The organism is Streptomyces sp. NPDC051776 (genome assembly GCF_040681345.1).
GTDB lineage: Bacteria > Actinomycetota > Actinomycetes > Streptomycetales > Streptomycetaceae > Streptomyces.
In genome coordinates this window covers 113,384-135,670 of the sequence record NZ_JBFAYQ010000015.1, presented here as the reverse complement: position 1 = coordinate 135,670, position 22,287 = coordinate 113,384, and the positions used below count along the sequence as shown (strand labels likewise).

Genomic DNA, 22,287 nt, shown 5'->3' with positions numbered 1-22,287 from the left:
GCGGGGGCCCTCAGGCGACGGCGTCGTGGAGCCTGGAGGACTGCCGGTCCGTCAGGGGACCGATCACCGACAGCGAAGGCCGCCGGCCCAGCACGTCGCGCGCCACCTCCCGTACGTCGTCCGGGGTGACCGCCGCGATCCTGCGGAGCATCTCGTCGACCGACATCTGTTCGCCCCAGCACAGCTCGCTCTTGCCGATGCGGTTCATCAGGGCACCGGTGTCCTCCAGGCCGAGGACAGTGGAGCCGGAGAGCTGCCCGATCGCGCGCTCCAGTTCGTCGTCCGGCAGCCCGTGCTCGGCAACGCGATCCAGTTCGTCGCGGCAGATCTTCAGGACGTCGTCGACCTGGCTGGGGCGGCAGCCGGCATAGACGCCGAAGAGCCCGCAGTCGGCGAAGCCGGAGGTGTAGGAGTACACCGAGTACGCCAGGCCGCGCTTCTCCCGGATCTCCTGGAAGAGGCGGGAACTCATGCCCCCGCCCAGAGCCGTGTTGAGTACGCCCATCGCCCAGCGGCGGTCGTCGGTTCGCGGCATGCCGGGCATGCCGAGGACGATGTGCGCCTGCTCGGTCCTGCGGTCCAGGACGTCGACGCGGCCGCTCGAGCGGAGCGCCCTGCTGCCGGTGCGCGGGCCGACGGGGACCCCGTCCTCGCGACTGAGGGCGCCGGCGCGTTCGAAAGCGGCACGCACCTGCCGTACGACGGTGGCGTGGTCGATGTTGCCGGCGGCCGCGACGATCAGGTGCGTGGGGTCGTAGTGCTTCTTGTAGAAGCGGGCGATGCTGTCGCGGGTGAGGCCGCCGACCGTGTCGACGGTGCCGAGGACGGGGCGGCCCAGCGGGGAGTCGCCGAACATGGTGCGGGCGAACAGGTCGTGCACGCAGTCACCCGGGTCGTCCTCGGTCATGGCGATCTCTTCGAGGACCACGCCGCGCTCGGCCTCGACGTCGGCCGCCTCGATCAGCGAGCCGGTCAGCATGTCGCACACCACGTCGATGGCCAGCGGCAGATCGGCGTCGAGCACCCGCGCGTAGTAGCAGGTGTACTCCTTCGCCGTGAAGGCGTTCATCTCGCCGCCGACCGCATCGACGGCGGCGGAGATCTCCAGGGCGGTGCGCCGCTTCGTGCCCTTGAAGAGGAGGTGCTCGAGGTAGTGGGTGGCCCCGCCGAGCGCCGGGGTCTCGTCGCGTGAACCGACGTGCGCCCAGATGCCGAAGGTTGCGGACCGTACGGAGGGCAGGGTCTCGGTCAGGACCCGCAGGCCGCCGGGGAGGGTCGTCCTGCGGACCGTACCGATGCCGTTCTCGCCCTTGAGGAGCGTTTGGGTACGGGCGACGGCCCGCCCCTCGGATGAGGTGCGGGCCGTCGTGTCGTGACTACGGGAGGTCACTTGGCGGCGTCGTCCTTGGACTGCGGCTTGGCCTCGGCACTGCCCTCCGCGCCTTCCTCGTCCTCGAGGACGGGGACGAGGGAGAGCTTGCCGCGCTGGTCGATCTCGGCGATCTCGACCTGGACCTTGGTGCCGACCTTGAGCACGTCCTCGACGTTCTCCACGCGCTTGCCGCCGGCGAGCTTGCGGATCTGCGAGATGTGCAGCAGGCCGTCCTTGCCGGGCATCAGCGACACGAAGGCACCGAAGGTGGTGGTCTTCACGACGGTGCCCAGGTAGCGCTCGCCGACCTCGGGCATCGTGGGGTTGGCGATGCCGTTGATCGTGGCGCGGGCGGCCTCGGCGGCCGGGCCGTCGGCGGCACCGATGTAGATGGTGCCGTCGTCCTCGATGGTGATCTCGGCGCCGGTGTCCTCCTGGATCTGGTTGATCATCTTGCCCTTGGGGCCGATGACCTCACCGATCTTGTCCACCGGGATCTTGACGGTGATGATCCTCGGGGCGTTGGGGGACATCTCGTCCGGACGGTCGATGGCCTCCATCATCACGTCGAGGATGTGCAGGCGGGCGTCGCGGGCCTGCTTGAGGGCACCGCCGAGGACGGAGGCCGGAATGCCGTCCAGCTTGGTGTCGAGCTGAAGGGCGGTCACGAACTCCTTGGTGCCGGCGACCTTGAAGTCCATGTCGCCGAAGGCGTCCTCCGCACCGAGGATGTCGGTCAGGGTGACGTAGTGCGTCTCGCCGTCGACCTCCTGGGAGATCAGGCCCATGGCGATACCGGCGACCGGGGCCCTGAGCGGCACACCGGCGTTCAGCAGCGACATGGTCGAGGCGCAGACCGACCCCATGGAGGTCGAGCCGTTGGAGCCCAGCGCCTCGGAGACCTGGCGGATGGCGTACGGGAACTCCTCGCGCGTCGGCAGCACCGGCAGCAGGGCGCGCTCGGCGAGAGCGCCGTGACCGATCTCGCGGCGCTTCGGGGAGCCGACGCGGCCGGTCTCACCGGTGGAGTACGGCGGGAAGTTGTAGTTGTGCATGTAGCGCTTGCGCGTCTCGGGCGAGAGCGTGTCGAGCTGCTGCTCCATGCGCAGCATGTTCAGCGTGGTGACGCCCAGGATCTGGGTCTCGCCGCGCTCGAACAGCGCCGAGCCGTGCACCCGCGGGATCGCCTCGACCTCGGCGGCGAGGGTACGGATGTCTGTAATGCCGCGGCCGTCGATGCGGACCTTGTCCTTGATGACGCGCTCGCGGACCAGGGTCTTGGTCAGGGAGCGGTACGCCGCGGAGATCTCCTTCTCGCGGCCCTCGAACTGCGGGAGCAGCTTCTCGGCGGCCACGGCCTTGACGCGGTCCAGCTCCGCCTCGCGCTCCTGCTTGCCCGCGATGGTCAGCGCCTGGGCCAGCTCGTCGCGGACGGCCTCGGTCAGTGCCTCCAGGACGTCGTCCTGGTAGTCGAGGAAGATCGGGAACTCACCGGTCGGCTTGGCGGCCTTGGCGGCGAGGTCCGACTGGGCCTTGCACAGGGTCTTGATGAACGGCTTCGCGGCTTCGAGACCGGCGGCGACGACCTCCTCGGTGGGGGCTTCGGCGCCGTCCTTGACGAGCTGGATCGTCTTGTTGGTGGCCTCGGCCTCGACCATCATGATCGCGACGTCGCCGTCGTCGAGGACGCGGCCGGCGACGACCATGTCGAAGACGGCGTCCTCGAGCTCGCTGTGCGTCGGGAAGGCCACCCACTGGCCGTTGATCAGGGCGACGCGGGTGCCGCCGATCGGGCCGGAGAAGGGCAGGCCTGCCAGCTGCGTCGAGCAGGAGGCGGCGTTGATCGCGACCACGTCGTAGAGGTGGTCGGGGTTGAGCGCCATGATCGTCTCGACGATCTGGATCTCGTTGCGCAGGCCCTTCTTGAAGGACGGGCGCAGCGGGCGGTCGATGAGACGGCAGGTGAGGACGGCGTCCTCGGAGGGGCGGCCCTCACGGCGGAAGAAGGAGCCGGGGATGCGCCCGGCGGCGTACATCCGCTCCTCGACGTCGACCGTGAGCGGGAAGAAGTCGAGCTGGTCCTTGGGGTTCTTGGATGCTGTGGTCGCCGACATCACCATGGTGTCGTCGTCCAGGTAGGCCACGGCGGAGCCGGCGGCCTGGCGGGCCAGACGGCCCGTCTCGAAACGGATCGTGCGGGTGCCGAAGGAACCGTTGTCGATGACGGCTTCGGCGTAGTGGGTCTCGTTCTCCACCAGGGATATCTCCTCGTCTGCGTCCCGCGCCCGTGCGGCGGCGGGACGATGGCGGTGGAGCGCCTCCTCGTGCGGGCCGGTCTTCGATCGAAGCACCCGGGGCTGCGGCAGCCGACTGCGCTGCGCTGCGGGCTCCCGGGGGCCACTACCGAGGACCGGCGGCGGGTGGGGCGCCCCTCCTCGTTCGTCGTTGTCCAGTTGTCGTTATGGCGTTGTGCGACCAGACTACAAAGCTTCGGCGGTCCTCACGACGGCTGAAGCGCCTGGTGTGTGCGGGGGCGGTGGGGCGCCCTCACAGGTGCGCCGTGCGCGACCGCCTCCTGCCCTTGGGGTCCGGTCCACGGGGTCCGGTCCACGGGCGTTCCGTCGGAGGGTTCCGTCCCGGAGGGGGGCCCGTCCGAGGGAGACACGTGTCGCGCCTTTCGGCACAGGGATCCGTGTGACGCGAGTGCGGCACGCGGATCGCGCATATGGCAAAGGGAGCGGCCCCCTCGTACGGGAACCGCTCCCCTTCACCGCGTCCTACCGGGCGCCCGCGGCGCCGCGGCGGATGCCGAGGCGTTCCACGAGCCGGCGGAACCGGGTGATGTCCTTCTTCGCCAGGTACTGCAGCAGTCGGCGGCGCTGGCCGACCAACAGCAGCAGACCACGGCGGGAGTGGTGGTCGTGCTTGTGGGTCTTGAGGTGCTCGGTGAGGTCGGTGATGCGACGGGTCAGCAGCGCGACCTGCACCTCGGGGGAGCCGGTGTCACCCTCCTTGGTGGCGTACTCCGCCATGATCTTCTTCTTCGTTACGGCGTCGAGCGACACGCGGAACTCCTCTGGTTCTCGTTTCTGGCCACCGAGTGCCCCTGGTCTTCGTCTCAGGGGAGCTTCCGTGACTCGGGAGGCGGGGCTCGCTGGGCGCTGCCACCAGTCACTGCGAGGGCAGGGACCGGGGGCGCGTACGCAAACGGCCGTTGCACAGAGTACCAGTCCGGATCAGGGCCTCTGTTCCTCGCCCCGGTCAGGACGTCATCGCGCGGATCGAGTGGTAGACATCGAAGACGGCCAGGCAGAGTGGGACCAGCGTCAGCAGCGCGCAGGCCTCCGCGATCTCCAGGAAGCGGCCCCAGAAGGGCGTGACGCCCTTGCTCGGCACGATAAGGCCGATGGCGGTGATCAGCGCGGCGACCATGGCGATGGCGGCGGAGAGCCAGATCACCCGGATGTCGAGGCCGGTGCTGTCCCCGCGCGCGGCCTCCAGCCACAGGCTCCCCGGCGGGTTGAGGGCCAGCCCGAGACCGAGCAGCACCAGGGCGCCGAGGCCCGCGGCCAGGGCGCAGCCGACCTGCGCGGTGTAGCGAAACAGGTGGGCGCGCATCAGCATGGCGACGCCGGTGGCCAGCGCGAGCAGTTGTCCCCACACGTCATCGGAGAAGCCCAGCACCGCGGCGGCCGCTACGGAAACCAGGGCACAGCCACCGACCAGGCCCACCAACAGTTCGTGGCCGCGCCTGGCCCGGGCGGCGATGCGCTGGGCGTCGACCGGTCCCTGGGGGGCGGCGTCGGTGCTGCCGCCGTAATCACCAACCGTGGTACGGGGCGGCTCGAAGCCGACGGGGAGACGGGCGAACCGCGTCGAGAGCCCCGGCAGGAAGGCCAGGACGCAGACGGCGAACGGAGCGCAGGCCGCGGCGGACTCGACCGGGGTCATGTCGGTGAGGATCGCGACGAAGGTGATCAGCAGGCCGATGGTGGAGGCGAAGACGAACGCGACGAAGGGGCCGTCACCGCTGGGGGTGACGATCACCAGAATCACCGAGGCGACGAGCACGGCGGCGCAGGCGGTCAGGAATTGCAGCCTGCCAATGCCCTGACCGGCAGCTGGGGCGAGCAGCCCGGACCCCGCCACGGCGGCGTTCCCGAGCGCTCCGATGCCGAAGGCGACGGCCGAGCCCCGGTCGTCGTACACCCGCGAGCGCACGCCGGCGAGCGCGAGCAGGAGCACGCCGGCGACGGCGGCCAGGATTCCCGGCAGGCCATGCATGTCGTGTCCGGGCGCCGCGGTCCACAGCACGAAGGCGAGGAGCACCAACAGGACGGACCCGCCGAAGAGCCCGGCCCTACGCATCAGGCTCTCGCTCCACAGAGTGCGGTCCCGGGTCACGGCGGAGGCCACCGCGTCCGATACGTCGTCGAAGACCGCCGGGGGCAGCGACTCGGCGAAGGGGCGCAAGGACAGTAGCTCGCCATCGAGGATGCGCTGGGCGGCGAGGGAGCCCGCGCTGTCGAGCACGGTGCCGTCCCTGCGCACCAGGTGGTACCCGACCGGTGCGCCAGCCTCGGGACTCTGCCCGGAGAGACGAAGGATCTCCGGATAGAGGTCGGCGACGGGGATGTCGTCCGGCAGCGCCACGTCGACGCGGCCGTCGGGTGCGACGACCGTGACCCGGCAGAAGCCGGTCGAACTGCTGGACGGCGCGGACGTCGCGGAAGGAGCCCCGGGACCCGGGTCGCCGGCTCCAGTAGCCGCCGGTTGGGCCGTCATACTCACCTGCTGCTCCCCCTCGTGGACCTCTTGGATCGCGGACCGCGGCGTCGCGTACCACGCGCAGGAAATGGCCCTGGTCTTACGTCTGTTCCCGGGTGCGCACGCAACCGGCGACACCCTATCGCCAGCCGGTGTCGTAGTACGTCAGTAGGATCACCACCCTCGGAGGGAACCCGTCGCCACGGGGGCGCCGATGGCAACAACTCGGTCCGGCAAGGGAATTGGTGAGCAGTGAGTCAGATCGTTGTCAAGCGCCCACCACGGGCCCTTCCCCCCGAAGTGCCCGGTGAGCACCTGCAGTTGCAGTCCCCGCCCGAGCTGCCCAGAGGGCAGCAGGAGGGCGCGCTGATGCAATTGCTACCGATGCTCGGCATGGGCGGTTCGGTCGTCTTCTTCTTCATCACGCCGAACCCGGTCATGCGGATCATGGGCATGGTGATGATCGCGTCGACGGTAGCCATGGCCATCGCCATGCTCGTACGCTACCGGCGCGGTACGCAGGGTCAGCTCGCCGACATGCGGCGCGACTATCTCAAGTACCTTGCGCAGACCCGGCGCACGGTCCTGCGGACCGCGCGCCTGCAGAGGGACGCCCAGATGTATCTGCACCCCGCCCCCGAGCAACTGTGGGCGCTGGTCGCCGAGGGCAGCCGTGTATGGGAGCGGCGCGTCGGCGACGACGACTTCGGGCAGGTGCGCATCGGCCTGGGCAGTCAGCAGCTCGCCAGCCCGCTGGTCGCCCCCGAGACCGCTCCGGTCGATGAGCTGGAGCCGCTCACCGCGGGCGCGGTGCAGCAGTTCCTCAACACCCACAGCACGCTGGACGGCCTGCCCATGGCCGTCTCGCTGCGCGCCTTCTACCACTTGACCGTCAGTGGCGAGCCGGAATCCGTACGCTCCTCGGTCCGCGCCATGGTCGGCTCGCTGGCCTCCCTGCATTCCCCCGACGACCTCGTCATCGCCATCGCCACAGGGCGACGGGCGGCTTCGCACTGGGAATGGGTCAAATGGCTCCCCCACGTGCAGGCCTCCGGAGAGCCCGACGGCGCGGGCAGCCGCCGGCTCATCACCGGCGACGTGCGCGAGCTGGAGGAGCTGCTCGCCGGCCGCCTCGAGGGCCGCCCCCGCTTCCAGGCGGGCGGCCTGCCGGTGCTGGACCAGCCGCACATCGTCGTCGTGCTCGACAGCGAGGCGATGCCCCCGGCAGCGGCGCTCGCGGCGGCCGAGGGCCTCCAGGGCGTGACGATCATCGAGGTCGTCACGGGCGAGAACACCGGGGCGCGCGGCGGGCTCTCCGTGGTCGTGGACCGCGAAACCCTGCGCCTGGAGTCGGGGCACGGCCTGGTGTACGACGGGACGCCCGACCGTCTCAGCTACGAGGCCGCGGAAGCGCTCGCCCGGCAACTCGCCCCGCTGCACATGGCTTCGGGCAGCGACGACGACGAACCGCTGCTCGCCAACCTTGAGTTCACCGACCTGCTGAACCTCGGCGACGCCGCTTCCGTCGACGTGAGCCGCACCTGGCGGCCGCGTTCCCAGGCGGAGCGGCTGCGCGTCCCGATCGGCGTCGGTGAGGACGGCACGCCGGTCATGCTGGACCTGAAGGAGGCGGCGCAGGAGGGCATGGGCCCGCACGGCCTGTGCGTGGGCGCCACCGGTTCGGGCAAGTCGGAGCTGCTGCGTACGCTCGTACTGGGCTTGGCCGTCACCCACTCCTCCGAGACCCTGAACTTCGTCCTCGCGGACTTCAAGGGCGGCGCCACCTTCGCGGGCATGTCCCGGATGCCGCATGTCGCCGCCGTGATCACCAACCTCGCGGACGACCTGACGCTGGTCGATCGCATGGGCGACTCAATCCGCGGTGAGCTCAACCGCCGCCAGGAGATGCTGCGCGACGCCGGCAACTACGCGAACATCCACGACTACGAGAAGGCGCGCGCCGCCGGTGCCGCCCTGCAGCCGATCCCCTCGCTGGTCCTGGTCATCGACGAGTTCAGCGAACTCCTCACCGCCAAGCCGGACTTCATCGAGATGTTCGTCCAGATCGGCCGCATCGGACGCTCGCTGGGCGTGCATCTGCTGCTGGCGTCGCAGCGCCTGGAGGAGGGCCGGCTGCGCGGCCTGGAGACGTACCTGTCCTACCGGGTGGGCCTGCGCACGTTCTCCGCCGCCGAGTCGCGCGCGGCGCTTGGCGTCCCCGACGCGTACACGCTGCCGAACGTCCCCGGCTCCGGCTATCTGAAGTACGGCACGGATGAGATGGTCCGGTTCAAGGCGGCGTACGTCTCCGGGGTCCACCGCACCGGCAGCCGGCAAGGGGCGTCGACCGGAGGAGCACTGCCCGTGGCCCGTCGGCCCGTGCCGTTCACGGCGGCGCCGGTCCCGGTGCAGTACGTCAGGCCGGACACCCAGGTTGCGGTTCCGGATGCGCGCAGGCCCGAGACCGACGCGCTGGCCGACACCGTGCTCGACGTCATCGTGCGGCGCCTCGAGGGCCGTGGTGTGGCGGCACACCAGGTGTGGCTGCCGCCGCTGGACAACCCACCGTCGCTGGATGAGCTGCTCCCCGGGCTGGCCGGTGTGAATGGTCGTGGTCTGACGCAGCCGGGCTACGAGGGCGCGGGCCGGCTGGTTGTCCCGCTCGGCGTCGTGGACAAGCCGTACGAACAGCGCCGCGACACGCTCTACCGGGACTTCTCTGGCGCGGCGGGCCACATGCAGATCATCGGAGGCCCGCAGTCGGGCAAGTCAACACTTCTCCGGACCCTGATTGCGGCCTTCGCGCTGACCCACACCCCGCACGAAGTGCAGTTCTACGGAATGGACTTCGGTGGCGGAGGTATGGCGTCGGTGGCCGGACTTCCGCACGTGGGCGGGGTCGCGTCGAGGCTGGACCCGGAGCGGGTGCGACGTACGGTCGCCGAGGTGTACGGGATTCTGGCGCGACGGGAGGAGTACTTCCGCAGTGCGGGAATCGACTCCATCGGCACATACCGGCGGCTGCGCGCCCGTGGGGACATCTCGGTCGAGGAGCAGCCGTGGGGTGACGTCTTCCTGCTCATCGACGGGTGGGGCAACTTCCGTACCGAGTACGAGGGTCTTGAGCACCTCGTACTCGACATCGCCACGCGGGGACTGGGCTACGGCATCCACGTCGTCCTGACCGCCTCGCGCTCGATGGAGGTCCGGGCCAACCTCAAGGACCACCTGATGAACCGCCTGGAACTCCGTCTCGGCGACACGATGGACTCCGAGCTGGACCGCAAGGTCGCGGCAAACGTCCCCGCGGGCGTCCCGGGCCGCGGCCTGACCCCCGAGAAGCTGCACTTCATGGCCGCGGTTCCGCGAATCGACGGCATCAACTCCGACAGCGACATGTCGGAGGCGACGGGCGCCATGAACCAAGAGGTCGCCCGCTACTGGAAGGCCCCAGGCGCACCGGCCGTACGCCTGCTGCCGCGCGAACTGTCGGTGGCGGAGCTCCCGGCGGGCTACGCGCAGCCGCGGCAGGGCGTAGCCTTCGGCATCGACGAGAACAACCTGGAGCCGGTGTTCGTCGACTTCGAGCAGGACCCCTTCTTCCTCGTCTTCGGCGAGAGCGAGTCGGGCAAGTCGAACCTCCTGCGGCTGCTCATCAAGCAGATCACGGAGCGGTACGACGGTGACTCCTGCAAGTTGTTCGTGATCGACAACCGGCGGGCCCTGCTGGACGTGACCCCGGCCTCGCACCTCGCGGAGTACGTGCCCATGTCCAACGCAATGGAGCACCACGTCGACGCGCTGGTGGACCTGATGCAGCGCCGCACCCCGTCGGCGGACGTGACGGCCCAGCAGCTGCGGGAGCGGAGCTGGTGGCGCGGGCCGACGGTGTACGTGGTGGTCGACGACTACGACCTTGTGTCGACGTCGAGCGGTAACCCCTTGTCGAAGCTGACGGAGGCGCTGCCGTTCGCGCGTGACGTGGGCGTGCGCTTCATCATCGCGAGGAACACGGCGGGCGCGGGCCGCGCCACGTACGAGCCCTTCATGCAGCGTATGAAGGAACTCGGCGCGCAGGGTGTTCTGCTCTCCGGCGACCCGACCGAGGGTGACCTCCTGGGCAACGTGCGGCCCCGGCCGATGCCGCCGGGCCGCGGCATCTCCGTGTCGCCGCGGCGGCGGGGGAATCCGCTTGTGCAGACGGGGTTGATGGCGGAGGTGCAGCCGTGATCGTCTTCGGGGTGTTCCTGACAGTGATGACGGCCGTCTTCCTGGCAGCGGGTTTGGCCGACCAGCAGAAGCTCTGGTGGCGTTTCCAGGCACGCCGCTTCCGCCACCCGGAGGCCCACGAGCCGTCGGAGTCGGGCTACCGGGGCAGCGGTTCGCCTTTCTGTGGACGGCTGCGCTGGCGGCGGTGGGCGCGGTGATGTCGTTCCAGGCAGCGGCACAGCTCTGACGAACTCTGACGGAATCGGAGGAGAGGCTTTGATCGGCCTCGCGATCTTCATGGGCGCCTTCGCGCTGGCCTTCCTGCTGTTCGGCCTGGCCGACCAGAGGAAGATCTACTGGCGCTTCCAGGCCCGGCAATTCCGGAACCCGGAGGCCAACGAGCCCTCGGATGCGGCATATACGGGGCGGCGCGTTCTCCTGTTGGGCGTGGCACTCGCAGCTGCGGTGATGTCCGTAAACCTGTTCCGGACGGCTGGAGCCTTCGACTTCGCACCGGATCACGACGAGATCCTGGAACAGGTGCGGTCAGCGGCGGAGGACTTGGAGGAAAGCGGCGCCAAGTATCGCTTTCCTGGTCCGGAGGAAGACGGCTCATGGGGCGAGTACATCAACGCGGAGCTCAAGGGCCCGGGCGACGACCTGCTGGCATCGTTCCAATCAGCTGACGGGGCCGTCGAACGATACGAGATATCCGACGTGTGTCTGACGGTCACGGCAACCCCAGTAGCGGGCCAGGCCGAACCGTCGGATCCGGTACTCGACACCCGCTCGTACCGCCTCAAGACAGAGGTGACAGACCGCGCTTGCGAGTAATCGAAGCACTTCACTAAGTTGCATGACCGTGTCCATACAAGGCACCTGACGGGGGAGGAACCGCTGATGGCGTGGGATGAGTGGGAGCAACTGAAGTCTGCGGCGGCCGAGAAGAGGTCGACGCAGATGCAGCTGAATCAACTGGATCCCGGCGATGGCTCGGGCAGAACAGCCGATCCCAGCCAGTACGGCGACCTTACGGTCAATCAGACCGACCTCGCCAAGATCGGTGATCATGCACACAAGCTGTACGACCGGCTGTGGAGCGAGGCGCGCGTCGCGGATTCCAGTAGCGACAAGGCTGCACAGGACCTCTCAACGCAGGGCTTCGCCCTGGGCGGCGGGCTCCAGCACGTGGTGACCCGTTGGGAAGAACAGCTCAAGTCCCTCATGGACGCGACAGCACACATCTCGAATCACATGCGCGTCACCAAGAAGCTGCATCAGAACGACGATCACTACATCCGCCGGCACATGAGCAGCATCGACACGCTCGATGCAGGCTTCGATGAACGAGTCGGGAAACCAGGCAAGAAGAACCCGGTATACGGCGAGCCGAGCAAGAAGAAGGATGACTGATGGACCTCGACGCTCTCCGCCACGCCAACTTCAAGCTCCTGGACGAGGCCGTCACCGACTGGTCGACTTTGGTCAACAATCTCGAGAAGCTGGAGAAGTCGGCCCGGGAAGGTCTCAAGGGCGCGGCCAACAAGGCCAACTGGACCGGTGTGAACGCCACGGTCTCCAAGGAGTTCATCGGCAAGACTGCCGGCGAATTCGATGACGCCCACACGCAGGCCACCACCATCCGGAACATCCTGCGTGATACCCGCGACGAGCTGAAGAACTACCACACCAAGCTCACAGAGGCGATCGGTCGCGCTCAGAACGACCACATCGAAGTCATCTCCGGCAGTAACAGAGGGTTCACGGTCAGGGGAGCCAAATCCTCGGACGTCAGCGACAGCAAGGTCACTGCGGTTCGCGACGAAATCCAGAAGATCCTCAGCGACGCCACCGAGAGCGACACCTCCGCCAACGCGGTCCTGCAGGCGATCGCAAACCAGAGCAGACTCGGATTTTCCGACGCCAATTACAAGGACCGGGATGCCGCGGCCGCGGCTGCCAAGGAAGCCGATGAGCTGTCGAAACTGGCGAAGAAGGATCCGGAAGATCTGAGCACCGCCGAATTCGACAGGCTCAACGCCGGCCTCAAGAAGTACGCGAACGACGACCTCTTCGCGGAGCGCTTCGCCAGCAAGCTCGGCGCCAAGGGAACGCTCGACTTCTGGGCCAATATCAATCAGTCCCAAGTGAATCCCGAACTGGGCCGGGAGAGGCACGACCAGTTCGACGACCTGCAGAAGAATCTGAGTCTCACGCTCGCCAACGCCACGCAGAGCAACAGCGCAGCCATGACGGACTGGACCCGCCAGGTGGTAGACCTGGGTGACAAGCCGGTCGGCCGCAGCGGCGGCCTTTTAGGTGTCCAGGTCATGAGCAACCTGATGCGTTGGGGCGACTACAGCGACGGGTTTCTCAAGGAGTACGGCCACAAGCTCATGGAGACCGAGAAGAAGTTCACGGACAACGGTCGCCATGGCGCCTGGCGTCGCGTGGGCTCGGACTTCAACCACAACCTCAACCGCACAGGCAGCGACTCCGGCTGGGACCCGATGACCGGGTATCTGAAGGGCTTGTCGAACAGCCCCGACGCGGCCACCGAGTTCTTCAACGACACGTTCGTGTCGAAGAACGAGGACCACGACTTCACACACGACACCGACAATGACGGCAAGGAGGGGCGCCGAACCCTCAGCAACTTCGACTACCTCTTCGAGGAGCGTGACTGGCCTCCGGAGATGAACAACGAGGGCGACGAGAGCAACACCGGTCGGAACAACCTGGCATTGGCCCTGGAAGCGGCGACGACGGGTCACCCGGCAGGCGAGATGCCCACGGCTGATACACCGGCGCACAACGCGCAGCAGGCCAAGCTATTCGAGGACATCGTCAAGTCGGTTTCGGAGGACCCAAAGCGCCTCACCGATCACCGTTTCATGTCAGACAGTCTCGGTCAAATATCCGCAGAGTACATGCCTGATATTCACCGAGGATTGCACCCGGGTGAGGAGTATGAGGATAAGTTGTTCCCCGTCGCAGGATCTGCAGCAAAGCTGGGTGAGAACGACATCACCAGATTCCTCTACAGCGTGGGGCAAGACCCGGACGGTTACGCTGCAGTGAATCTCGGCCAACACAGCTACACCACATCTCTAATGGAATACCACTTCCGACACCCCGATGCCTATGTGGTCGACCCGGCATCAACTAACAGCGAGAATCTGAAAAAGGCAATCGAAGATATCGCGAGAGTGGCGGGCGAAGTCGAAGGAACCATCGCAGCAGGTCGCGCGTACGAGGGCGAGTTGGAGGGGGGAGCCAAGGACGAAGATTACAATTCTGTCTTGGAGCATGCCAGCACCTGGGGTGGCACCGCCGTTGGCATCGGAATTGGCCTAGGAACCGCTCCCTTTGTTGGGCCAGGTGGCATTGTGGCCGGAGGCGTGGCCGGCACGGCAGCGGATGAAATCATCGGAGCCATCACCGACGGCCTCACGAAGGACAGCTCAGACGAGGTCATCTACCGTAACGGCCAAGAGATGGATGGCACCAAGGAATCCACATACATACTCGTTGAAAACGCATCCAAGAAGGCTGCAGAGAGCGCCGAGAACCCCCACCCGCTCATCGTTGCAGCTACCGCGACAGCGGCTGAGCAGGGATTCAACAATGCGAAGACGAATGTCAGCGATGCTTTTGATGGGCAAGGCGTCCCGAGGCAGCTCGAAAAGGAAGGCTGATCAATGTTCGCCACGCGCAAGAGAATCATCATCCCGGTCGCAGCCCTGACACTAGTCGGGCTCATCGCGGGCGCAGCCTACCTGCTGAAGATCCCGCCCTTCGCGCAGCAAGGCTCCATCAATGCGAATGACGCATGCGCGTCATTGGGCTCCTCGCAGAATGCAGTCTCAGCGCTCAAGAAAGTGCTCCCAGTCGACTCCCACTATTCATTCGATGACACGCCCGGGACACGAGTAGGTCAAGAGGACAGAAGCTACACCTCGTCTTGCTTCGTCAATGGTGGAGAAAGGACAATTCTCAGTGCGCGGGTCCAGATGATGCGAGCCGAGCCGGCAGAGGGTTGGGTCAGAAGTGAGGTCCTGGGGTACAAGACTGGTGTGCAGGACCTAGAATCCTTCGCGGCAGGCGACAAGGGCGTGACCACGCCCACGATGGCTGCCATCTTCGTACCCTGTGCGCCTGCAGGACAAATCCCTGGCGGGGCCTACAATCTCAGCGTGATCGTCGAGCTCAAAGAGCATGGCGAGTCCAGCGACACCGAGACACGCAGGGGCTTGATGGACTTGGCACTTGGAGTGAGCGATTTCGCCCACCGGAAGGCTCGGTGCGGCTTGCCAGCAAAATTGTCCAATGGATCCTGAGCCATAGGGCGCCCCTGCGGCGCAACTTCGCCGCGGAGGCCGTCATTCGGAACAGCCGCAGGCGTAGGCGCGGCTGTTGTGATTCCGACTAGTGCTGCAGCAATCGCCGTCCCTCTCGCTTTCGAGGTAGCAGGGGGCCGCCGAGACTCAGTTCGCGACTCAAACTACTGAGCCTTCCACATCACGAGCCGCGAGAAGCGGGGACTGACGTCCCCCCCCTGTTGCGGCGACTTAGCAAGCCAAAGGAAACCATTGCCAAGACCACCTGACCGCCTAAACATGAGCATCGCCGCTACCTGTGCCGCCCTGGCTCTTCCCCTTGGCTGCAGCGGGAACGGGAGCGATTCCGAGACCCTTAGTCTGCAGCAGACCAAGGCGATACTCCCGGACGCGAAGACCGTACCGGGCTTGAAGAGCACGGACGTTCCCAGGGCATACTCCCTTAAGAAGGCCAAGTCGATACGGTTTCCCGCATGTTTCGATGAAACACCCCACTCCTGCCACGGTGCCAGCTTCACTGGGATGTCGAATTTCATGGGAAGCCGGAAGCCGCAAGTCACGTTCTTTGCTGTGTCCTACTCCGACGAGGAGGCTGCGGAAGCGGCCTACGGTGATTACGTCGACACCTACAAGGAGAAGCTGGGGGAACCCAAGAAGTTGGACCTCGGCAAGATCGGTGACAACCGTGATGCCTGGGTCGGACTCGGCTCCAGCTTCGAGGATGACTCGAAGGCCGTGCTTGCCGAGATGCGAGTAGGTAGCGTCATCCTGGAGATCGCGGCCGCTGCCGGGCCCAACGTCACCCTCACGGACTCCCTGATCAAGGATCTCGCCGCTGTTTTCGTGGAACGCGCGCGCCAAGCGCAAAAGGGCGAGGTCCCATCGGCGAGCCTGGACAGTAGCTAACGCCAGCAATCCGACACCCCCGACGAGCGAACTCCCAGCGGTCGGCCGAGGTTCGTCCTCCGCAAGTTCCGCAGCGCAGCGCTCCGTCACAATGCCGACTTCGCTCATGGATCCGCTGGCACAGCCCCTCCCCCGTACCCTGAGACGCGAGTCAGTCGCGCAGAGAAGGGCAACGCCGTGCCGTCTGATACTTCCTCCGACCCGTACGTCGAGCCGATCGCCTTCGGCCAACGCATGCAGATTCTGCGGACCCGCCGCGGAATGACCCGTAGCGTCCTCGCCGGCCTGGTGGGCAAGTCCCCGAGCTGGGTCAAGCAGGTCGAGGGCGGCCGCCTTCAGATGCCCAAGTTGCCTGTCGTCCTGCGCATCGCGGAGGCCCTCCGAGTACCTGACCTTGCGGAGCTCACCGGGGATCAGTCCATGGCCGTCGACTTGTTCACGGGCCCAGGCCACCCGCGCCTGGCGCACGTACAGGCGGCGATTGATAAGTTTCCGCTGCCCACCGAGCGGGAGGCAGCGCCTGCAGCCCACCTGCGCGAGCGACTTGTCCGGGCCTGGCGCGCCCGGCATACCTCACCCAATCACCGCGAAGTCATCGGCGCACTGCTGCCGGACCTCATCCGAGACGCACAAGTTGCTGTGTTGCAGGCAGAGTCGGTCAGCGCACGGCGTACAGCGCAAGCTCGGCTCTCGGAGGCCTACAGCCTGAGCCAGTTCTTTCTCGCCTATCAGCCCGACCCGTCGTTGCTTTGGCGAGTTGTGGAGCGCAGCCTGATCGCCGCGCAGGAGTCCGAGGACGCCCACACCATCGGCGTAGCCGCGTGGCTGGCGGGACAGGCTCACCGGGACAGCGGACATGGGCACTTCGATGCCGCCGACGCGGTAAGCGTGTCGACCCTCCGCTTCCTGGAGCCCCTGCTGCCGAGCGCCGGCGACGACCTGCTGGCCCTCGCAGGCGCCCTGCAGTATGAGGTCGGGTATACGGCCGCCCGACGAGGAGACGTCGGTACGGCTTGGCGGCACTGGGATACCGCGAAAGCCATGGCTGACCGGTTGCCTGCCGACTACTACCACCCCGTGACGTCGTTCTCCCAGGCTGTCATGGGCGCCCACGCAGTCACGATCGCCGTGGAGCTGCGTGCTGGCGGCGAAAGCGTACGGCAGGCAGCGGCGGCCGAAGCTGCGACCATCCCATCCCGTCCTCGGCGTGCCCGGCACCGCATCGAGGAGGCGCGCGCCTACCAGCTCGACGGGCAGGCTGAGGCAGCCCTGGCCTCTCTGGGCAAGGCGTACGAAGCCGCACCGGAGACGATCCGCTACAACGGATACGCCCGGCGCATCCTGCTTGAAGAGGCCGAGTCGAAAAACCCGGCTCAGCGACGCCGAGCGAGCGAACTGGCCGCAAAGATCGGCACCTTGGCCGCTTGAATCAAGGGACACAAAGTGTGCCCCTTCCCCTGTCTCAGGAGCCCTACGGTCTTCGATACCTGACCGCGCAGACCCCCGCGACCACTGTCAAGGGCCCGGGGCATGGCCAACCTGGAGCAGGTCGACATGAGTGACCGTATCGTTGAGCTGACCGAGCCAGTGCTGCAGCACCTGCCGCCCTCGCACGTCCGTATTCCGCCTGCCGCTTTGCGGCGAATGCAGCTTGCCTTACGACGCTGGGGGTCACTGGGCCTAGCGGGGGTCTGTGTCGCCCGCACTCATCCCGTACAGGACGTTCAGGTGGCCGTCTGATGTCATCAACTCACTACATGCGCTTGCTCCCCTGGCCGGGTCCCGAGGGCAAGCCGTGCTTCGTCTCGACGGACGGAAGCGGATACGTCTCTCGTCTGGCCGATCAGGTGGAGGCCATCCAGCTCGGGATGGGCGCGGATCTGCTCGACCATGCGGAATCGTTGCTCGGTGACAGCTCCGCCTCCAAGGAGCAACTCCGGTTCCTGGGCGACAGGTTGAGCGAGGCCCTTCGCGATGGCTTGCGAATCGCTCACAGTCGCGGAGCGCGTCTGCAGAGTCCCCGCCAGACCGCCTTCGACCAATACTGACGGGATCCCGGTGCGACACATACACGGCCGAACAGCTAGAACACCGCGGGCTCGGAGATTCGTTCGACCTCCACAACAGTCTCGAGCGCCGACGGGCTCACCACAAACCTCTGCGCCGTGGCGGAGCATGGCAGAGGGTGGGCACCTCCCGTGCGTGCCCACCCCCTCTGCCTGCGTGCAGAGTCCCGCCTGCTACATGAAGTTCTGCGCGGCCTTGTGGTCGCCACCCTTGTAGGCCGGGGCAGCGTCCTGCACCGCTCGCGAGATCTGGGTGAGTGCGGTGTGGATGGCGCTGGCGTCCTGGTCCCACTTGGCCTGGGCCTGGTTGTACGCGTCCCTGGCCTCGCCTTCCCAAAGGTCGGCGACCGAGCGGATCTTTGCCTGGATGGCTTCGAGGCTCCGGTTGAGAGCATCTGCCTGAGCCTTGATGTCACCAGCGGCCTGGTCGAGGCTCGCATAAGTGACGACCATCGTCCCGTCGTTTTGTGCCATGAGGTCCTCCAACTAGTGGTCGGATGTGGGCGTTGCTTGCTGACTGCGGAGTACTGAAAGGCGGCGCCCGTCAGTACTTGTTGAGGTTCGAGTACGCCTTCTCCGTAGCAGCGTCACCCGCGTAGCCTCCGGCCACGTCGACGCCTCGCAGCGCCGCTTCGACCTCGTCCTCGGTGTTGCCCTTGATGGTGCGGGCAGCCTCGATGGCTTCCTGGAACTTGAGCAGCGTCTTGCCGATGCTCACCATGCGGTTGTTGATCTCGGTCTGCTTGTGGTTGAACGCGCCGGCGCCGATGCCCTGCCACTTGCCTTCCAGGCTGTCGATCGTCGCCTGCAGCCTGTGCAGCTGCTGCTTGACGTCGTTGAAGGACTCGGTGAGCTGGCCTTGCAGCCCCTTGAGGGCAACGTCATTTACCTTCTGGACTGCCATGTGGCGGTCTTCCTCTCTCGTGTTCCTGCCCGGTCGGTGTTCTTCCGACCGACTCATGGGCCGCAGTGGCCGGTGGTTGTGGAGTTCGCGGGGTCAGGCGCTGCGGCGCTTGCGGACTACCGCGAAGGCCATGACCGCGAGGACGACCGCGGCTGCGGCTCCGCCCAGAATCACGCCCAACTGCCCGTTGTCGTCAGTCTTCTCGCTGGGGCTTGCCGCGACCGTGTCGTCACTGACCTTGTCCTTGGAGCCTTGTGACGACGTTGATGCAGAGGGGTCGGTCGAACTGGACGAACCGGAGGTCTTCTCGTTGGTCAGGGGGCTGATATTGGGATCGCCGGGCTTGCCCTTGCCGTTGACGATGATCTCGCGCGGGCGGATCAGGCCGTGGCCGAGGTAGTTGCTGCGGGTGCCGTCTTTCCAGTCCCGGCCGGCGGTGTCAAACAGGGCGCGAAGGACTTGGTTCGCCGTCCAGTCCGGGTGGGCGGACCAGACGAGGGCGGCGGAGGCAGAAGCGATAGCAGAAGCTTGGCTGGTTCCCTGGGCATCGCAGTACTTCTGGAAGGACTCATCGCACCAGGAGGGAATACTCAGTCCCGGCGCGGCCAGGTCAACATCGTTGCCGTGCTCCGAGAACTTCCCGACATTGCCGTCCGAATCAGCCGCTGCGACACCAACCACATCCGGGTACGCGGCCGGATAGTCGACGTAATTCAGTTCCTCGGCCTCATTGCCCACGCTTGCGAACATCAACTTCCCCTTGTTCGCTGCATACTTGACCGCGGCTTTGGTGTCGTCATCCCAACCGTCCTGACCAAGCGAAAGATTGATTACCTTTGCGTCGCTGTCAGCGGCGGCACGGATGGCCTTGTCAACGGTGTGGAGTCTGTCGGGGGCTTCCTTCTTCTGCATCTCCGCGGTGAGCGTGCGGATTGGGATGATCTTGGCGCCGGGCGCGAGTCCCCTCAGACCGCCGCCCTTCCCTGTTCCGGCGATGAGCTCGGCCATGGTTGTCCCGTGGCCGTCGCGGTCATCAGTCTCATCACCCGAGATGCCCGCTGCGTCGACGCCCGGCGAGACCTGGCCCTTCAAGGAAGGCGTGGACGGATTGACGCCCCCATCGACAACAGCGACCTTGATGCCGTTGCCAGTGGCGAACTTCCACATGTCCTCGACGTGCATCGCATCCAGGTACCACTGCTTCGACTGTACGTCCGCCGCGACTGCGGCCGGAGCGATGCCGGCGGCGCCGATGGTCCAAGCACCGACCATGGCGAGCGTGCACAGCAAGCCCCGTCGGGTCTTCTGCTCACTGCGCTTGTGGGCCTGGCCCATTCCTGCCGTCATCCTGGCTTTCGAACCTTCCGTATCGTTTAGTCGACCACCGGCGGTACTGTCCCACGTCGTCGGACCGCCCATGTCTCTTCGTCTTCCGTCAGGTAGTCAGGGCGTGCCGAGTTCGTGATCTCGTGCTCCTTGTCCTCGGACTGGCCACGGCCCCTACGACCGCCCACAAGGCCTGATCCGCCCGCTGTGAACGCTCCCGACCCGGGCCGGGGACCGGCGGATCCGCCCCGCGGGGTACCGACAACTCCGTTCGTGCTGGGTGTGCCACGCCCAGTGTTTCGTGGTGTGCCAGCCGCGGAGTTTGCACCGATGACCCCGGCCTGGCTGGGCCTGGCGCTTTGGGCACGCCCCGGCGTCGCTCCCTCGGCGCCAATAACGGTGCCTCGCGGGATACGGGACCCGGAGGGGTTGGCTGCTGCACGCTGCGGCGTGCCTCCGACGACTCCGCCCACACGGCCGGCGCTAGGAGTAGCGGGTGCACCCGTGCCTGCTCGGCCTGTCGCCGACTGACCTGCTGCAACAGGCCTTCCCCCTATGGGGGTTTGGCCTGCGGCACCGACTGGTCCCACACGCCCAGCTGTAGGACCGCTTCCAACGGTTCTTGCGCGACCGACGGGTGCCCCGGAGCGGCCAGCGGTTGGCGAGGTGCCGCCAGTAGCCCCTGCACGGCCTGCAGTTGGGGAGCTGCTGCCAGCGTTTTGCGTGCGGCCAACGGGACGGGAGCCACCCACCCTCGACACACCCGAGGTGTTCGTCGGACGAGGTGCGCCGCCTTGCACCGGATTGATGAAGGGGCTCGTGATCGGCGGAGCCTGATTGTTCGTCGGACCCGATACGCCGGTGGTGGTGGGAGCTGGGGTGGCACCCGTGGTGGCTGCCGGGGGTGTTGCGACACTGTCGATCTGCATCGACGCATTCCGCTCCGGCACAGACGGCATCGCGCCCTGAGATTCGGTCCCCGGGGCGCCACTTGTATCACCAACGTGCGCGTGCTCCGTGAATTCATGTCCGGCAACATCGCTCGAGGAGTCTGCAGATGCCGAGGTTGCCCGCGAAGTCGGCCCAGCGGACGAAGGCTGAGGCACATTCGCCTTGAGCGACTTCGGGAAGTTCGGCGGCTCCTGTGCCGCCAGCGTCTCCTCCGACACCGCGTAGAAGGACGCCAGGCGGTTCATCTGGTTGATGGCCTCCTGGCGGTCCGCCTCCACCCTTACGGCCTTGGCGTATTCCGGGTTGTCCTGCTTGCGCTCCGAGGGCGGGAAGTCCTCGGGGCGCTTCTGGTCGGCGCGGTCATCGCGCTTGCGCGGCCTGGAGTTGATCACTGAACTCAGGCCGGTGCTCGCAACCTTCATCTGCGCGCCGGCCGTATTCGCGAAGGTGCCGATGTCCCAGGCGTGCTGGGCGAGTGCCTTGCCAAACCGGCGGAACTCCTCGGCCGCCTCGCCTTTCCACTCGACCTTCGAGACGTAGTCGTCGAGCTCCTTCGCGGCCTTGTTGAGCTCGGTGGTGGCCTTTTCCAGCGCCTCGCCCGCCTGCTCCAGGTCCGATGGTTTGGAGTCCTCCAGGAGGTCGAGCATCGCGTTGAGCTTGTGATTTTCGAAGTCCGTCCGACCGCGGAAACCGCCCGGGCCGCTACCGCCTCCGAAGCCGATCCGGTCCATCAGCGTCGCGGACGTCTCGACGGCGTCGGTCGCGCCGAACTGAGCGACGACGCCGTCCCGGGCAGCGCGCTGCTGCTGTTCGTACAGGCGGGCGTTTTCCTCGGGGGCGAGCTCGGGCTTCTTCTCGTCAGTCATGGCTTACCACCCCGACTCAGAAGTCTTGTCATTGGTGTTCGGAGTTTCAGGCTTGGCGTGCTTCGCCTGCTCCTCGCGCTCGCGCTGCTCCTGATCCCGGTCGAGGCGCGCCTGGATTGAGTGGAATCGCCGCCGCTGCTCCTCTTCCAGGTTGTCGAAGCCGACCTCCGCGCCGTGCACGGCGATGCTCAGCATCTCGATCTGATCCCCGAGGAACCTGGAGAGCCGGACGAGTTCGGAGTGGACGCGGTTGTACTGCGTGAAGAAGCCGTCCGCCTCTGCGAAGGGGACGTTGGAGCCGCTGAACGCGGCACGAGTAACCCTCTGGGCGTCAACCTTCGTACTGCCGCCCGGCCCGTGCTCGAACTCCTTCAGCAGTCCATTCACATGTTTCTGGAACCGCTTCAGCGCACCGACGCCGCGCTCGAGATCGCTCCCGGCCGTCGAGCCCCCGAACCCGCCGCCACCTGCATCGAGCACGATGCCCGCCCCTCCCCGTACCCCGTTTCAAGATGTTGCGGCTTCAAGATGTTGCGATCGAAATAGCCACAACGCGAGCACCATCGATCGCGTGAATACC

18 protein-coding genes are annotated in these 22,287 nt (G+C 66.6%); 9 read left to right on the top strand and 9 right to left on the bottom strand.

The window, feature by feature from the left end:
- Nucleotides 1-10: 10 nt before the first annotated feature.
- From AB0M26_RS14955 to eccD, 4 genes are all read right to left on the bottom strand, one after another.
- Entirely contained in the window at nucleotides 11-1,390 is a 1,380-nt protein-coding gene (locus AB0M26_RS14955; protein WP_365260116.1) for a pitrilysin family protein, read from the bottom strand.
- On the bottom strand, nucleotides 1,387-3,627 hold the full coding sequence (locus AB0M26_RS14950) for a polyribonucleotide nucleotidyltransferase (RefSeq protein WP_365260113.1): 2,241 nt from the start codon (nucleotides 3,625-3,627) through the stop codon (nucleotides 1,387-1,389). The genes AB0M26_RS14955 and AB0M26_RS14950 overlap by 4 nt, the downstream gene beginning before the upstream one ends.
- Nucleotides 3,628-4,149: 522 nt before the next feature.
- Complete coding sequence (gene rpsO, locus AB0M26_RS14945) at nucleotides 4,150-4,437, bottom strand: 30S ribosomal protein S15 (RefSeq protein ID WP_365260110.1); 288 nt, start codon at nucleotides 4,435-4,437, stop codon at nucleotides 4,150-4,152.
- 196 nt (nucleotides 4,438-4,633) lie between these two features.
- Nucleotides 4,634-6,157, bottom strand: coding sequence for a type VII secretion integral membrane protein EccD (gene eccD / locus AB0M26_RS14940; protein WP_365260166.1), 1,524 nt, complete (start codon nucleotides 6,155-6,157; stop codon nucleotides 4,634-4,636).
- A 234-nt stretch (nucleotides 6,158-6,391) separates the two neighbouring features.
- Between eccD and eccCa the strand changes: the two genes are divergently transcribed.
- The 9 genes from eccCa (at nucleotide 6,392) to AB0M26_RS14895 (ending at nucleotide 17,642) form a co-directional block, all read left to right on the top strand.
- Entirely contained in the window at nucleotides 6,392-10,369 is a 3,978-nt protein-coding gene (gene eccCa, locus AB0M26_RS14935; RefSeq protein ID WP_365260107.1) for a type VII secretion protein EccCa, read from the top strand.
- Nucleotides 10,366-10,566 carry a hypothetical protein gene (locus AB0M26_RS14930; protein ID WP_365260104.1) on the top strand — a complete coding sequence of 67 codons (201 nt, stop codon included), beginning with the start codon at nucleotides 10,366-10,368 and terminating at the stop codon, nucleotides 10,564-10,566. The genes eccCa and AB0M26_RS14930 overlap by 4 nt, the downstream gene beginning before the upstream one ends.
- A 58-nt stretch (nucleotides 10,567-10,624) precedes the next feature.
- Nucleotides 10,625-11,182 carry a hypothetical protein gene (locus AB0M26_RS14925; RefSeq protein WP_365260101.1) on the top strand — a complete coding sequence of 186 codons (558 nt, stop codon included), beginning with the start codon at nucleotides 10,625-10,627 and terminating at the stop codon, nucleotides 11,180-11,182.
- Nucleotides 11,183-11,248: 66 nt separating this feature from the next.
- On the top strand, nucleotides 11,249-11,761 hold the full coding sequence (locus AB0M26_RS14920; RefSeq protein WP_365260098.1) for a hypothetical protein: 513 nt from the start codon (nucleotides 11,249-11,251) through the stop codon (nucleotides 11,759-11,761).
- On the top strand, nucleotides 11,761-14,046 hold the full coding sequence (locus AB0M26_RS14915; protein ID WP_365260095.1) for a hypothetical protein: 2,286 nt from the start codon (nucleotides 11,761-11,763) through the stop codon (nucleotides 14,044-14,046). Before AB0M26_RS14920 ends, AB0M26_RS14915 begins: the two co-directional genes overlap by 1 nt.
- Before the next feature lie 3 nt (nucleotides 14,047-14,049).
- Nucleotides 14,050-14,688 carry a hypothetical protein gene (locus tag AB0M26_RS14910; protein ID WP_365260092.1) on the top strand — a complete coding sequence of 213 codons (639 nt, stop codon included), beginning with the start codon at nucleotides 14,050-14,052 and terminating at the stop codon, nucleotides 14,686-14,688.
- A gap of 570 nt (nucleotides 14,689-15,258) precedes the next feature.
- A complete protein-coding gene (locus tag AB0M26_RS14905; protein ID WP_365260089.1) occupies nucleotides 15,259-15,594 on the top strand; it encodes a hypothetical protein in 336 nt (111 codons plus the stop codon).
- A gap of 177 nt (nucleotides 15,595-15,771) precedes the next feature.
- On the top strand, nucleotides 15,772-17,022 hold the full coding sequence (locus tag AB0M26_RS14900) for a helix-turn-helix domain-containing protein (protein ID WP_365260086.1): 1,251 nt from the start codon (nucleotides 15,772-15,774) through the stop codon (nucleotides 17,020-17,022).
- A 311-nt stretch (nucleotides 17,023-17,333) separates the two neighbouring features.
- On the top strand, nucleotides 17,334-17,642 hold the full coding sequence (locus tag AB0M26_RS14895; RefSeq protein ID WP_365260083.1) for a hypothetical protein: 309 nt from the start codon (nucleotides 17,334-17,336) through the stop codon (nucleotides 17,640-17,642).
- Between the two features lie 192 nt (nucleotides 17,643-17,834).
- Here the strand turns inward: AB0M26_RS14895 and AB0M26_RS14890 are convergent, their stop codons facing one another.
- From AB0M26_RS14890 to AB0M26_RS14870, 5 genes are all read right to left on the bottom strand, one after another.
- A complete protein-coding gene (locus AB0M26_RS14890; protein WP_365260080.1) occupies nucleotides 17,835-18,134 on the bottom strand; it encodes a WXG100 family type VII secretion target in 300 nt (99 codons plus the stop codon).
- Nucleotides 18,135-18,204: 70 nt separating this feature from the next.
- Nucleotides 18,205-18,564 carry a WXG100 family type VII secretion target gene (locus AB0M26_RS14885; RefSeq protein ID WP_365260077.1) on the bottom strand — a complete coding sequence of 120 codons (360 nt, stop codon included), beginning with the start codon at nucleotides 18,562-18,564 and terminating at the stop codon, nucleotides 18,205-18,207.
- A 93-nt stretch (nucleotides 18,565-18,657) separates the two neighbouring features.
- Nucleotides 18,658-19,911 (bottom strand): S8 family serine peptidase, encoded by a 1,254-nt coding sequence (locus AB0M26_RS14880; RefSeq protein WP_365260074.1) that lies wholly within the window; start codon nucleotides 19,909-19,911, stop codon nucleotides 18,658-18,660.
- 26 nt (nucleotides 19,912-19,937) lie between these two features.
- Nucleotides 19,938-21,707: a hypothetical protein gene (locus AB0M26_RS14875; RefSeq protein ID WP_365260071.1), complete on the bottom strand. Its 1,770-nt coding sequence runs from the start codon at nucleotides 21,705-21,707 to the stop codon at nucleotides 19,938-19,940.
- 3 nt (nucleotides 21,708-21,710) lie between these two features.
- The gene (locus AB0M26_RS14870; protein ID WP_365260068.1) at nucleotides 21,711-22,187 is read right to left on the bottom strand and encodes a hypothetical protein; all 477 of its coding nucleotides are present in this window, start codon (nucleotides 22,185-22,187) and stop codon (nucleotides 21,711-21,713) included.
- Between the last annotated feature and the right edge of the window lie 100 nt (nucleotides 22,188-22,287).

Coding starts and splice junctions, on each gene's coding strand:
- eccD (WP_365260166.1), bottom strand. CDS start 6,157: ATGACGGCCCAACCGGCGGCTACTGGAGCCGGCGACCCGGGTCCCGGG.
- AB0M26_RS14920 (WP_365260098.1), top strand. CDS start 11,249: ATGGCGTGGGATGAGTGGGAGCAACTGAAGTCTGCGGCGGCCGAGAAG.
- AB0M26_RS14915 (WP_365260095.1), top strand. CDS start 11,761: ATGGACCTCGACGCTCTCCGCCACGCCAACTTCAAGCTCCTGGACGAG.
- AB0M26_RS14910 (WP_365260092.1), top strand. CDS start 14,050: ATGTTCGCCACGCGCAAGAGAATCATCATCCCGGTCGCAGCCCTGACA.
- AB0M26_RS14895 (WP_365260083.1), top strand. CDS start 17,334: ATGTCATCAACTCACTACATGCGCTTGCTCCCCTGGCCGGGTCCCGAG.
- AB0M26_RS14890 (WP_365260080.1), bottom strand. CDS start 18,134: ATGGCACAAAACGACGGGACGATGGTCGTCACTTATGCGAGCCTCGAC.
- AB0M26_RS14885 (WP_365260077.1), bottom strand. CDS start 18,564: ATGGCAGTCCAGAAGGTAAATGACGTTGCCCTCAAGGGGCTGCAAGGC.
- AB0M26_RS14880 (WP_365260074.1), bottom strand. CDS start 19,911: ATGACGGCAGGAATGGGCCAGGCCCACAAGCGCAGTGAGCAGAAGACC.
- AB0M26_RS14875 (WP_365260071.1), bottom strand. CDS start 21,707: ATGACTGACGAGAAGAAGCCCGAGCTCGCCCCCGAGGAAAACGCCCGC.